Source organism: Streptomyces sp. NBC_01775 (assembly GCF_035917675.1).
Taxonomy (GTDB): Bacteria; Actinomycetota; Actinomycetes; order Streptomycetales; family Streptomycetaceae; genus Streptomyces.
Genome location: NZ_CP109104.1, coordinates 8,257,609 through 8,270,795, shown reverse-complemented (window position 1 = coordinate 8,270,795; position 13,187 = coordinate 8,257,609). Strand labels below are relative to the sequence as shown.

Below are 13,187 nucleotides of genomic sequence, written 5' to 3'. Positions count from 1 at the left end.
TACCCGAAGTGCCAATCCGCCGTTACCGACGCGTACCGGCATCCGGGGCCGCCGGTGCGGCCGGGCCGACGCCGACCACGTCGCCGATCACGATGACGGCCGGGGGACGTACGCCCTCGGCCGCCGCGCGGTCCGCCGCGGTCGCCAAGGTGGCATCGACGCGGCGCTCGGTCGCCATCGTGCCCTCCTGGATCATGGCGACGGGGGTGTCGTCGGGGCGGCCGTGGGTGCGCAGCGCCGCGGCGATGGCGCCGAGGTTCTCGACGGCCATCAGCAGCACGAGCGTGCCGCGCAGCCGGGCGAGCGCGGGCCAGTCCACCAGCGAGCGGGAGTCCTCGGGCGCGACGTGGCCGCTGACGACGGTGAACTCGTGGGCGACGCCCCGGTGGGTGACGGGGATACCGACGGCGCCGGGGACGCTGATGGAGCTGGAGATGCCCGGCACGACGGTGACCTCGATGCCCTCGGCCGCGAGCTGTTCGGCCTCCTCCATGCCCCGTCCGAAGACGAAGGGGTCACCGCCCTTGAGGCGGACGACGGCCTTGCCCTCCTTGGCGTGGGCGACCAGCGCCGCGTTGATGGCCTCCTGTGCCATGGCGCGGCCGTAGGGGATCTTGGCGGCGTCTATGACCTCGACGTGCGGCGGGAGTTCGTCCAGCAGGTCGCGGGGGCCGAGGCGGTCGGCGACGACAACATCGGCCTCGGCCAGCAGCCTGCGGCCTCGCACCGTGATCAGGTCGGGGTCGCCGGGGCCGCCGCCGACCAGAGCGACGCCGGGGGTACGGGGCCGGTTGCGGCGGGCGACCAGGGTGCCGTCGCTGAGTCCGGCGACGACGGCGTCGCGCACGGCGGCAGCACGGCGGGGGTCACGGCCCGCCGCGCCCTGCGGTGCGCCCGGGGCCCCGCTGGTGAGGACGGCGACGGTGACCCCGTCGGTCCGGCCGGTCGCCGGGGTCCAGGCGGTGCCCTCGTCGGCGTCGTCGGTGCGTACGCACCAGACCCGGCGGGCCTCGGCCTCCGCGGCGATGGCGGCGTTGACGGCGGGTTCGTCGGTCGCGGCCAGCGCGTACCAGGCCGCTTCGAGATCGCCGTCCTGATATGTCCTGCGCTCCCAGGTGATCTCTCCGGCCTTGACCATCGCCTCGACGGAGGGAGTGACCTCGGGGGCGATGAGGGTGACGTCCGCGCCCGCCGCGAGCAGCGCGGGCAGCCGGCGCTGGGCGACGGTGCCGCCGCCGGCCATGACTACGCGGCGTCCGGCCAGACGGAGTCCGACGGGGTAGGCGGGGGTCTCGGGCATCAGGGCGGCATCCTTGTCGGGAGGTGGTGCGTGATGACGCCGCTGCGGCGGTGGAGCGGCCGGGGACGGGGGTACAGCCGGTGCGATACAGCTTATGCGGAGTGCGCGGCGGGGGCTGTTTCGCAGGTCACGGGAACGGGGACGGCCCTGCGCGCCCCGCGCGGGCGGAGGCCCGGGAAGGCGGAGGCCACCGGCAGGCGGAGGAACGGGACGGCGGCCGGGCCGGGCGAGCGGAGACCGGGGAAAGCGGGCGGGCCGGGAAAGGAGCGTGTCCCTCCCCCGGCCCTCCGCTGCCTTGACGCGCGCGGCCCGGCGGGCGTCAGTCCTTTCCTGTGACGCCTGCCGCGTCGAAGGTGGCCACCTCGTGCATGGCCCGCGCGGCGCTCTGCACCATCGGGAGGGCCAGCAGCGCTCCGGTGCCCTCGCCCAGGCGCAGGTCCAAGTCGACCAACGGGCGCAGGCCCAGCTTGGTGAGCGCCGCGACATGGCCGGGCTCGGCACTGCGGTGGCCCGCGACGCAGGCCGCGAGCGCCTCCGGCGCCAGGGAGCGGGCGACCAGAGCGGCGGCACCCGCGCTGACGCCGTCCAGGATCACCGGGGTACGCAGCGAGGCGCCGCCCAGGATGAGGCCGACCATCGCCGCGTGCTCCAGCCCGCCGAACGCGCTCAGCAGACCGAGGGCGTCGGCCGGGTCCGGCTGGTGCAGGTCGAGCGCGCGGCGTACGACCTCCACCTTGCGTGCGTGGGTCTCATCGTTGATGCCGGTGCCGCGCCCGGTGACCTCGCTCGGGTCGGCGCCGGTGCAGGCGGAGATGAGGGCGGCGGAGGCGGTGGTGTTGGCGATGCCCATCTCCCCGGTGAGGAGAGCCTTGTTGCCCGCCGCCACCAGGTCGCGGGCCGTCTCGATGCCGACCTCGACGGCGCGCTCGACCTCCTCGCGGGTCAGCGCGGGCCCCGCCGTCATGTCGGCCGTCCCGGCGCGGACCTTGCGGGGCAACAGGCCGGGGGTGGCGGGCAGTTCGGTGGCCACGCCGACGTCGATGACGCACACCTCGGCGCCGACCTGGTTGGCGAAGGCGTTGCACACGGCGCCGCCGCCCAGGAAGTTGGCCACCATCTGCGCGGTGACCTCCTGCGGCCACGGGGTGACGCCCTGCGCGTGCACACCGTGGTCACCCGCGAAGATCGCGACAGCGGCGGGCTCGGGCACGGGAGGCGGGCACTTGCGGGACAGCCCGCACAGCTGCGCGGAGATGATCTCCAGCATCCCGAGGGCGCCGGACGGCTTGGTCATCCGCTTCTGCCGCTCCCACGCCTCGCCGAGCGCCTTGGCGTCCAGGGGCCGGATTCCGCCGAGGGTCTCGGCGAGCATGCCGTGCGGCTCGGATCCCGGCAGCGCGCGGCGGCCGTAGGACTCCTCGTGGACGACCCACGACAGCGGGCGGCGCTTGGACCATCCGGCCTGCATCAGCTCGGGCTCGTCCGGGAATTCGTCGACGTATCCGACGCACAGATACGCCACGACCTCCAGATGCTCGGGCAGCTCCAGCGCCCGGACCATCTCTCGCTCGTCGAAGAAACTCACCCAGCCCACGCCCAGGCCCTCGGCGCGCGCTGCGAGCCAGAGGTTCTCCACGGCGAGCGCCGAGGAGTACGGAGCCATCTGCGGCTGGGTCTGACGGCCGAGGGTATGCCTGCCGCCGCGCGTCGGGTCGGCCGTGACGACGATGTTGACGGGAGTGTCGAGGACGGCCTCGATCTTCATTTCCTTGAACTGCTTCGCACGCGCCTTGGGCAGGGACTTGGCGTACGCCTCCCGCTGGCGCTGTGCCAGCTCGTGCATGGTGCGCCGGGTCTCCTCGGAGCGGATGACCACGAAGTCCCACGGCTGTGAGTGGCCGACGCTGGGCGCCGTATGGGCCGCCTCGAGGACGCGGAGCAGCACCTCGTGCGGGATCGGGTCCGGCCTGAAGCCGTTGCGGATGTCGCGGCGCTCGCGCATGAGCCGGTGCACGGCCTCGCGCTCGGCCTCGGCGAACCCGGGTGCGGGCTCACCCACGGGGGCCTGCGGCTGCGGGGCCTCGGCGCCGCTGTCCAGCGGGGCCGGGGGCACGTCTGAGTCCTGCTCCGTTTCGGGGACGGCTGCGTCGTCGGCGGTGACGCCCTCATCGTTTGCGGGTGCGCCCTGTCCGCTGGCGGGCGCGCCCTCGTGGTCGGCGGGTGCGCCCTCAATGTTTGCGGGTGCGCCCTCGTCGTTGGCGGGGGTCGCTCCACTGGTGGCTGCGGCCTCACTGGTGGCTGCCGCTTCGGCGGTGGCCGGGGCTTCGGGGGTGGCCAGGGCTTCGGGGGTGGCCGGGGTGGCCTCGTCGGCGCCGACGGCTGTCTCCGCCGTCTCGGCCGGGACGGCTTCCTGGGGCGCCGGAGCGGCAGGGGTTTCCGGGGAATCCGGGGTTTCCGGGGACGCTTCGGCGGTGGCCGTCGCCTCGGGAACGGGCTCGGGCTCGGGCTCGCCCTCGGCTGCGGGCGCGGTCTGCGGGACCTCGGTCGCTTCGCCGGAAGGAGCGGGCTGGGCAGGTGCGGAGGCGGGGGCAGTCGCCTGCTCGGGGATGTGGGCCTCGGGCCCGGCGGCGGGCTCGGTGGCTCCCGCGCCCGCGTCGGTGCCGGGCGTGGCCTCCTGGTGGGGCGTCGGCTGGTCCGTTTCCGGGTCTAGCTGGTCCGTTTCCGCGTTTATGGGAGGCGCCGCCGAGGCGGGTACGGCCGCGTCGGTGCGAGACTCGGGCTCGCCTGCCTGGGCGGGCACGGTCGGGAGGGCCTGGGGCTGGGCCTCCTGGCGCGGTGCGGGCACCGTGTCGTTGGCCGACGCCACGACGTCCTGCGCTTCCTGTACTTCCTGTACTTCCCTTGCTTCCTGCGGGACGGCTTCACCGCTCGCGGAGACCTCGATGGGGCCGTGGCGTACGGGCTCCTCGGTCGGCTCGGGGGACTCGGCGGGCTCCGTAGCCTCCGTGGTCTCCTGCGGTTCCGCGGCGCCTTCGGTGCCCTGCGGGGCCTGAAGAGGAGCCTCCGTCGCGTCGGGGACCGCAGAGGCCTCCGGCGCGGCCGGGACCGGAGCGCTCTCGGCTTCCGGGGTCCCGGCAGCGGGTGCCTGCGCCGGAGCGACCGTTTCTGCTGGTCCCTCCCTGACCTCGGCGGGAGCCGCCACGTCCTGGGCGGCCGGCTGCTGAGCCGTCCGCAGGTCGCGCTGCGGCGGGAGTTCACCGAGCTGGGGGCCCGGCAACGGCTCCTCGGCCGACGACGTGTCGGCCTGCGGTACGTCGAGGTATTCCGGCTCTGTCTGTTGCGGGCCCTGCTCGCCGCCCTCGGCCGACGGGACCTGCTGCGTCTGTCCCGCTGCCTGCTGGGCCGCGGCGCTGTCCGCCTGCGCGGGGGCGGGCTGAGCCGTTTCCTGCTGATCAGGGCTCTGCGGGTCCATGACAGCGGGCGCGGCCATCTGCGGGTCCACGGGCTGCTGTTCCGCCGGGGCCGCCTGCTGCGGGGCCTCCGTCTGCTGCGCCTCCGGTGCGGGGGCGGACTCCTGGGCCTGGGGCTGGGGCTGGGCCGAGGACTGGGACTGCGCCTCGGGCTGAGCCTGGCCCTGGTCTCCCTGCTCCTGGACCTGCCCTTGGTCTTGGGCCGGGTCTTGTCCCTGACCCTCCTGGGGTGCCGCGCCGGGCTGGGGCTGGGCCGCCGCCGGGGTGGCAGCCTGCTCCGTCGTCGGAGCGGAAGCAGGCGCGGGCTGCGCGGGGGACGTGGGCGCGGGGCCCCGGTCGGAGAGCGGGCGAACGGTGCCGGACTGCTCGGGCACCGGCGGACCGAGGTGGAGGGGGCGCCGGGTGCCGTGGCTGGGCGTGCTGCTCTGCGCGGACGCCTGGGCCGGCTGCGGCTGTTGGGGCGTGCGGACAGCGGTGAGGTCGATGGAACCCGAGTCGCGGCCGTCGGCCTCGTGCGGGCCCGGCGCCGATACCGGAACCGGGTCCGGGCCCGGCTGCGGGACGGCCGACGCGTCCTGCGGCTGCGGGACGGACTGCGCGGGCCGGCCACCGGGTTGCTCGCCGAACTGCTCGCCCTGCGCGTACGCCGCGCTCTCCTGGGCGTGGCCGGCTCCTGGCGCGTACGCGGGGTCCTGGGCGTGCGCGGCGTCCTGCGCGTACGGCACCTCCTGCGGCAACTGCCCTTCCTGGAGCGGCTGCTGAGCGGGACCGCCCTGCGCCTGCGCAGCAGTCTGGGCCTGCGTGTGCGGGTCGTACGCGTAGGCGTCCGGCTGCGGTTGGCCGGCGAACTCCGGTCCGGCCGCTGCGTAGGGCACTTGCTGCTGGTGATCGCCGTACACCGGCTGTTGCCCCGCATACCCCTGCTCGGCGGCCTGCGACTGCCGCGTCTGCTGCTGGGGCCCGCCGGGCATGGGCTGGCTCTGCACCGCCTGCTGCTCGCTCCAGGCGCCTTGGGCTCCGGGCATCAGCAGCAGGTCCTCATCATCCTGGACAAGGGGAGGATCCTGGACAAGAGGGGGTTCTTGAGCAAGAGGAGACTCCTGGGCGGAGGGTGCGGGGGCTGCGCCGCCGATGCCGTCGGCCGGGTCGGCGAAGGGGTAGGTGCCGGAGGCCGGAACACCCGGCTGTCCCTCCTGCTGTTGCCCGCCTGCGTTCTCCGGCAGCCCCTCTCCCGGGACCTGACCGGTGTCAGTCATGCGTTCCCCTCGCCCATCGCTAGTGCTCCTTCCAACCCGGCGGACGGACCGCCGCACCCCGTAGATGAAGAACGAGCACGCACTCGGTGCGGCACGTGCCTCCGCCTACACCATTCGGACAATGACGGACGAACCGTCAACCCCGAACGGTGGCACAACAGTCCATCAGCCTACCGGGCACAGAGTGTCCCGCTGGCCATGGGTAGGAGAGAAACCGCACTTCGTCGGGGTTCGTCATGGAGCGAATCACAGAGATTCAGATACGGACACCGGACAGCAGGAACACAACGGCCCGTTCAGTTTCCGCCCATTCCTCGGTGTCCAGCTCCACCGACTGGAGCAGCGCGCACTCCACGGCGTAACCGCCCTCGGCGAGCGCCCTGCCGAGTGCCTCGGCCTCGTCCCGGGTGCCCGCGTGGGTGACGATACGGGCGGGACGGCGGTCGGCGACGGCGGTTACCGTCACCACTCCCCCGCCGCCTACGCGCACCACATCGGGCTCCGGGAGATCCTCCAGGACGTGGGGTGCCACTCCGTGCACCGGCTCCAGCTGGACGCCGAAGCGCCGGGCCGCCGCGTAGGTACGGGCGCAGGCGTCCGCGTCGGCGTCGACGGCGATCACGGCGGCGCCGAAGCGGGCGGCCTCGACGGCCAGGGCCCCGCTGCCGGCGCCGATGTCCCACACGAGGTCGCCGATGCGCGGCCCCAGCCTGGCGAGTTGGGCGGCGCGCAGCTGGGCGGACTCGCCGGCCCTGGCGCCGCCGGTGGCCTCGGCGGACTGGCCGGCGTATTCGGCCATCGGCAGGGCCCAGCCCCGTACGGCGGGCGGGTATCCGACGTCGTGTCCCGCGAGCCAGCCGCTGCCCTGTGTGGTGCCGGTGGCGGCGCCGGCGCCCGTGCCGCCGACCACGATGACGACATTGGGGTCGCGCCAGGTGTGGTCGGCGACCTTGTCGGAGGTGAGGACGGTGACTTCCTCGCGGTCCGTGCCGAGGGCCTCGCAGATGACGAAGGTGCGGTGGACTCCGGTGAGCAGCAGCGCGAGTTCGGCGGGGCCCGCACCCGGCGAGGTGAGGACGGCGACCTTGTTGTGCGCGCGGCAGACGTTCACCGCGCGGCGCAGGGTTCGCGAGTGTGCCACCACGAGCTGGGCGTCGTCCCAGGGCATGCCGGCGCGCGCGAAGGCGGCGGCGACGGAGGAGACGGCGGGGACGACCTCGACCTCCAGGCCGTGTTCAGGGGCGCGGAGGGTGCGGACGACGCCGAAGAAGCCGGGGTCGCCGTCCGCGAGGACGACGGCCGAGCCGCGGTGCCGCGCGATGCGGCGGGCGGCGAGGGAGGCGCTGCCGAGCCGGATGCGTTCGGCGTGCGGGGGCACCTCGGGCAGGGCCAGGTGGTGTGCGGCTCCGGCGACGAGCGTGGCCGCGGCGAGGGCCGAGCGGGCGACGTCGGTCAGCGGCGAGCCGTCCCACCCGATCACGGTGACGCGGTCGGCCATGGGTGCGTGTCTCCTGGCTGGTCTGGGCTCATCGCAGGTCGGGGCCCACTGAGGGTACCCCTGTTCCGCCACTCGGGTCCTCCGGTACCTGGGGTGCCCATCCGGTCACCCGGCGTGCCAGGGGATGGAGGGCGCGTCAAGGAGCGCGATGTCAGTCCCGCTGGGCCCAGTCGGGGTAGGGGGCGTAGCCGCCGGCCTCGGCCAACTGCTCGAAGGCGCCGTCGAGATCCTCGGGCAGCAGGCTCCAGACGATGAGGTCGGTGCGGATCTCGGCCCAGCCTCCCCCGGCCTCGGGCCGGGGGGTTCCCCAGCCTTCGGTGCGGGTGCGCGCTATCCAGGCGTTGCGCAGCACGCCCTCGCTGATGCAGCCGAGCTTCTGGGTGACCTGCTGGGCCGCTGTGTTGTCGGCGGGGGTGCGCAGCTCCATGCGCTCGAACTTCTGGTCCTGGAAGAGCCACTGGGCGAGCGCGAGCATGGACTCCGAGGCGTAGCCCTCGCCCCTGGCCCAGGAGGCGGTGGCGTAGGTGGCCTCCGCAGACAGGACCCGCCAGTCGGTGCCGTGCAGGGCGACGATGCCGACGAGGCGCTGGGTGAGGAACTCGGTGACCGCGAAGACGATGCCCTGGCCGCTGCCGCGCAGCATGGGTGCGCGGCGGGTGATGAAGCGCCTCGCCACGGCCTCTGTGTAGGGCACGGGCTGCGCCATCCAGGCGGTGATCTGGTCGTCGGCCATCATCTCCGTGAGTGCGGGGATGTCCTCTTCCTCGAACGGGCGCAGCACGAGCCGGTCCGTGCTGATCGAGATGTCCGGGAAGGTCGAGGTCATGCGCGCTCCATACACGTCGGGGTGCACAGCATGCAGCATCAGCACCTGGATGTGCAGCGCCGGGCCCCTCCTGGCGAGGGTGCCCGGCGCCGTTCAAGAGACTTGTCGATACGGGGACTTCCCCGGCTCAGGTCCCGGGGTTCACGATCCCACATGCCCGAAGACGGGTTCGATGCCCCCCTTGTACTTGCGCTCGATGAAGTGCTTGACCTCGTCGGAGTTCAGGAGCTTGGCCAGCTTCTTGACGCGGGGGTCGTCCTGGTTGCCGTCCTTGACCGCGAGGAAGTTGGTGTAGGGGTTGTTCTTGACCTTCTCGGCGATCAGGGCGTTCTTGGAGGGGTTGAGGCCGGTGTCGACGGCGTAGTTGCCGTTGATGACCGCGGCGTCCACGTCACCGAGCGCGCGGGGCACGGAAGCTGCCTCCAGTTCCTTGAACTTCAGGCCCTTGGCGTCGGCGACGTCGCCGAGCGTGGCCTCGGCACCGGCCCCGGACTTCAGCTCGATCACGTCGTGGTCGGCCAGCAGGTGCAGGGCCCGGCCCTCGTTGGTGCTGTCGTTGGGCAGCGCCACGGTCTTGCCCGCGGTGAGGTCCTTGAGGCTCTTGGCCTTCTTGGAGTAGAGCCCCAGCGGCTCCAGCTCGACGTTGACCACGGGCTTGATGTGGGTGTTCTTCTTCTTGTTGAAGTCGTCGAGGTAGGGCTTGTGCTGGAAGAAGTTGGCGTCGACCTCGCCGCTCTCGGTGGCGGTGTTGGGGACGACGTAGTCGTTGAACTTCCGGACTTCGAGCTTGAGCCCCTCCTTCTTGGCGAGGTGCTTCTCGACGTAGTCCAGGATCTCGCCGTGCGGGGTGGGCGAGGCGGCGACCTTGAGGGTCTGCTTGTCGTCACCGCCGGAGCCGAGGCCGTAGCCGATCAGCGCGAGCGGGACGATGACCGCAGCGGCGACGGCCACGGTGCGGGCCCTGCCCAGGCGCGCCAGCCGACGGCCCGCGCCGTCGGCGCCGCCGCCCCGGTGTGCGGCCAGGCCGCGGACGACGGCGTCACCGACGATCTGCACCGCGGTGACGACGACGATCAGGGCGACGACGGTGGCGATCATCACGCTGGTCTCGAAGCGCTGGTAGCCGTACTGCACCGCGACCGATCCCAGGCCGCCGCCGCCGACGGTCCCGGCCATCGCCGAGTATCCGATCAGCGCGATGATCGTCGTGGTCAGACCGGCGACCAGGGAGGGCAGCGCCTGCGGGAGCAGGGCCTTGAAGACGACCGTGGGCGTGCCGCCCCCCATGGCCTGCACTGCCTCGACCAGGCCCTTGTCGACCTCGCGGATGGCGGTCTCGACCAGCCGTGCGAAGAAGGGGATCGCTCCGATGGCGAGCGGGACGATCGCGGCCGTCGGGCCGATGAAGCTGCCGACGACGACGCGGGTGAAGGGGATCAGCGCGATCAGCAAGATGATGAACGGCAGCGACCTGCCGACGTTCACGATCGCGCCCACGACCTTGTTGACGGCCGCGTTCTGGAGCATGCCGCCCTTGTCGGTGAGCACGAGCAGCACACCGGTGGGCAGACCGCCGAGCAGGGCGATCAGCGCGGACAAGCCGACCATGTAGAGGGTGTCCAGGAAGCCCTGGGACAGCAGCGGCTGTATTTCGGACCAGCTCACTTGGCACTCTCCTCGACACGTGCGTCCTCATCAGGGCCCGGGGTGGTGGCCCCGGCTGCGGGCGCGGGTTCGGCGGCCGATCCGGCCACGGCGGCCACATCTACGGTCAGGCCCTGCTCGCGCAGGAAGCCGATCGGTACGACGTTGTCCTCGAAGCTGCCGGGCAGCTCGATGCGCATACGGCCGACCTGCTTGCCGGCGACGGTGTCCATGGCGGCGCCGAGGATGGAGATGTCGACGTTGTAGGTCCGCGACAGCTTGGAGATCACCGGCTCCGTGGTGGTCTCGCCGTGGAAGGTGACGTCCACGACCGTACGGCCGGGCGCCGAGGGCACCCCGCCGACCGGGAACAGCTCGCGGGCCAGCTCGGAGCCGGGCGTGGCGAGCAGCTCGGGGACGGTGCCCGACTCGGTGATACGGCCGCTCTTCATCAGGGCCGCCGAGTCGCACACGGCCTTCACGACCTCCATCTCGTGCGTGATCAGCAGCACGGTCAGGTCGAGCTGCCGGTTCAGGTCGCGCAGCAGCCGGAGCACGGAGCGGGTCGTCTCGGGGTCGAGCGCCGAGGTCGCCTCGTCGGACAGCAGCACTTTGGGGTCGCCCGCCAGCGCGCGGGCGATGCCGACGCGCTGCTTCTGGCCGCCGGAGAGCTGCGCCGGGTAGGAGCCCGCCTTCTCGGCGAGGCCGACCAGGTCGAGCAGTTCCTTGGCCTTGCGGGTGCGCTCCTGGCCGGAGTGGCCGAGGATCTCCAGCGGCAGCTCGACGTTGCCGAGCACGGTGCGTGAGGAGAGCAGGTTGAAGTGCTGGAAGACCATGCCGATACGGCCGCGGGCCTGGCGCAGCTCCTGGCCGGCGCGCTTGCTGCTGCCGGGGAGTGCGGTCAGCTCCTGGCCGTCGACGGTGACGGTGCCCGAGGTGGGGCGCTCCAGCAGGTTCACGCAGCGGATGAGGGAGGACTTGCCGGCGCCGCTCTGGCCGACGACGCCGAAGACCTCGCCCGGACGGACGTGCAGGTCGACGCCGTCCAGTGCGGTGACTTCTCGGTCCCGGGTGCGATAGACCTTCGTCAGGTCCTTAGTCGTGATCACAGGAAGATTCCGTGGGTGTTGGTGGGATGAGCGCTTACGTAGCTCTTGAGGGGGCGCGCGCGGTGAAGCGTGCCACCGCGAGGCGGGCAGAGCGCAGCCACACGACCGCGGCGTGCGGTGGGGTCGGGGCTGCCGCCGGTGGCGGCGGGGCTCTGCTCCGGGACGGTGCGGAGTGCGCGGGCGTTGACTCGCTTCGGGGCGCGAATCGCCTCGGTCAGCTCAGGCAGGGGCCCTCAGCGGGCACACATTCGCCGCGCGGTACGCGGCAAGTCACGCATACGCAGACAACGAGCACCCGGCGCGTATTCCGCGTCGGTCGCAAGGGTGCGGCAGCTCGTCGTGTTCATGTTGTTCAGTAAAGCAGACGGCGCGGGTGATGCGGAGGCCGTTGTCCGCATGATGGACATGGCCGTGGACACCCCCGCCCAACCGGGGCCTCGCCCGGCCTTCCGCGCCGTGAGCCGTCAGTCGGCTGCGGTGAGCGCCACACCGGCGGCGGTGATCTGCGCCGAGACGGCGGAGAGGTTCGGGACCACCACGTCGGCGCGCAGCTCCTCCCGGGGGTGGGTCGTGACCAGCCCCACTGTCCGCATGCCGGCCCTGCGGCCCGCCTCCAGCCCGGCCGGAGCGTCCTCGAAGACCACGCACCGGGCGGGGTCGGCGCCCAGCTTCTCGGCGGCCAGCAGGTAGGGCTCGGGATCGGGTTTGCCGCGCGTGATGTCGTCGGCGGCGATGACCAGTGGCGCCTCGATACCCACCGCGCGCAGCCTGGCCTCGGCCAGCTCGCGGGTCGCGGAGGTGACGACGGCCCAGCTTCCCTCGGGCAGCGAGGCCAGCAGCTCGGCGGTTCCGGGCAGCGGAACGGCACCGCCGTTCGCGACGTCCTCGACCTCCAGCTCGCCGATGCGCCCGACCGCCTCCGGCACACGCGCGGGCGGGAGCAGATCCGCGACGATGTCGGCCGCCGGGCGGCCGTGCAGCTCGACGGCGGCGAAGTCCTCGGCGCTGATCCCGAACTCCTGGGCCCAGGCGGTCCAGCAGCGGAGCACCGATTCCATGGAGGACAGCAGGGTGCCGTCGTTGTCGAACAGCAGGGTCACGGGGGCTTCTATCTTCATGATGCGCCAGCGTACGACGGCGTTCGGGGGCGCGCGCCGGCGGCCCGGAGCGCCCTCTTAGACTCCTGTCCATGCTCACCCCCCTGACGGTCACGCTCGCCGTGGCAGCGCTCGCGCTGGCCGCGTGGTGCGGCTGGGCGGCGTACCGCGACCAGCCGACCAAGGACTGGCACTTCATCGGCATGGCCGTGGTGACGGTTCTCGCGCTGGCGCAGCTCGTGGTGGGGATCGTGCAGCTCGCCCGCGGGCAGGACCCGGCGGACGGCGCGGTGATCTTCGTGTCGTACCTGGTCGGTGTCGTCGCGTGCGTGCCGGTGGTGGGACTGATCTCGCTGACGGAACGCACCAAATGGGGCTCGCTGACGGTGGTGGCCGGCGCCGTCGTACTGGCGGTGCTCCAGGTGCGGCTCCACGACATCTGGGGAGGCGGCACCGGTGCCTGAGACGCCGCCGGACGCCGCCCCCGCGACCTCGCGCGGGGGCATCAGCAGCGGGCCGGGCAAGCTTCTGGTCACGCTGTACGGCATCTTCACGGTGGGCGCCGCCTCGCGCTCCATCGTCCAGCTCTCGACACGCTTCGACGAGGCGCCGCTCGCCTACGTCCTGTCGGCCGTGGCCGCGCTGGTGTACGCGTTCATCACGCTCTCGCTCGTGCGCGGCGGCGAAGGCGCCCGCAAGGCGGCTCTCGCCTGCTGCGCGCTCGAACTGCTCGGGGTCCTCACCGTCGGCACCTGGACCCTCGTCGAGCCCTCCGCCTTCCCCGACGCCACGGTCTGGTCGGACTACGGAATGGGCTATCTGTTCTTGCCGGTGGTGCTGCCCGTCACGGGGCTGCTGTGGCTGCGGCGCGGGAATTCCGCCCGCCGCGACGGCGCTCGTCCGACCACCGCCTGACCGGCGATGCCGTACTCCACGAGGCGCGTTCGGCCCCGCTGAGTACGGCATCGACCGGCATCGGCGTCGCCC

At 72.8% G+C, this 13,187-nt stretch carries 9 protein-coding genes and 1 pseudogene; 2 read left to right on the top strand and 8 right to left on the bottom strand.

From position 1 onward, the window contains the following. Window positions 1–22: 22 nt before the first annotated feature. The 8 genes and pseudogenes from cobA to OHB04_RS36465 all read right to left on the bottom strand — a co-directional run bounded on the left by cobA (window position 23) and on the right by OHB04_RS36465 (window position 12,221). Window positions 23–1,300, bottom strand: coding sequence for a uroporphyrinogen-III C-methyltransferase (gene cobA, locus OHB04_RS36500; protein ID WP_326691920.1), 1,278 nt, complete (start codon window positions 1,298–1,300; stop codon window positions 23–25). Between the two features lie 319 nt (window positions 1,301–1,619). Then, window positions 1,620–6,026, bottom strand: coding sequence for a nicotinate-nucleotide--dimethylbenzimidazole phosphoribosyltransferase (gene cobT / locus OHB04_RS36495; protein WP_326809137.1), 4,407 nt, complete (start codon window positions 6,024–6,026; stop codon window positions 1,620–1,622). A 256-nt stretch (window positions 6,027–6,282) separates the two neighbouring features. After that, a complete protein-coding gene (cbiE, locus tag OHB04_RS36490) occupies window positions 6,283–7,524 on the bottom strand; it encodes a precorrin-6y C5,15-methyltransferase (decarboxylating) subunit CbiE (RefSeq protein ID WP_326809136.1) in 1,242 nt (413 codons plus the stop codon). 151 nt (window positions 7,525–7,675) lie between these two features. Further along, window positions 7,676–8,350 carry a GNAT family N-acetyltransferase gene (locus OHB04_RS36485; protein WP_326809135.1) on the bottom strand — a complete coding sequence of 225 codons (675 nt, stop codon included), beginning with the start codon at window positions 8,348–8,350 and terminating at the stop codon, window positions 7,676–7,678. A gap of 141 nt (window positions 8,351–8,491) precedes the next feature. Further along, window positions 8,492–9,301, bottom strand: a complete 810-nt coding sequence (locus OHB04_RS36480; protein WP_405807231.1) for a MetQ/NlpA family ABC transporter substrate-binding protein — start codon at window positions 9,299–9,301, stop codon at window positions 8,492–8,494. Window positions 9,302–9,355: 54 nt separating this feature from the next. Beyond that, a pseudogene (locus OHB04_RS36475) lies at window positions 9,356–10,015 on the bottom strand (methionine ABC transporter permease); the annotation flags it as partial. Then, window positions 10,012–11,103, bottom strand: a complete 1,092-nt coding sequence (locus tag OHB04_RS36470; RefSeq protein WP_326691916.1) for a methionine ABC transporter ATP-binding protein — start codon at window positions 11,101–11,103, stop codon at window positions 10,012–10,014. The pseudogene OHB04_RS36475 and the gene OHB04_RS36470, both read right to left, overlap by 4 nt. Window positions 11,104–11,567: 464 nt before the next feature. Next, window positions 11,568–12,221 (bottom strand): HAD-IA family hydrolase, encoded by a 654-nt coding sequence (locus OHB04_RS36465; RefSeq protein ID WP_326691915.1) that lies wholly within the window; start codon window positions 12,219–12,221, stop codon window positions 11,568–11,570. A 71-nt stretch (window positions 12,222–12,292) separates the two neighbouring features. Here OHB04_RS36465 and OHB04_RS36460 point away from each other — a divergent pair, with 71 nt between their 5' ends. Both OHB04_RS36460 and OHB04_RS36455 read left to right on the top strand, forming a co-directional pair. Continuing rightward, window positions 12,293–12,664 (top strand): hypothetical protein, encoded by a 372-nt coding sequence (locus OHB04_RS36460; RefSeq protein WP_326691914.1) that lies wholly within the window; start codon window positions 12,293–12,295, stop codon window positions 12,662–12,664. After that, window positions 12,657–13,115, top strand: coding sequence for a hypothetical protein (locus tag OHB04_RS36455; RefSeq protein WP_326691913.1), 459 nt, complete (start codon window positions 12,657–12,659; stop codon window positions 13,113–13,115). The genes OHB04_RS36460 and OHB04_RS36455 overlap by 8 nt, the downstream gene beginning before the upstream one ends. The last annotated feature ends 72 nt before the right edge of the window (window positions 13,116–13,187 follow it).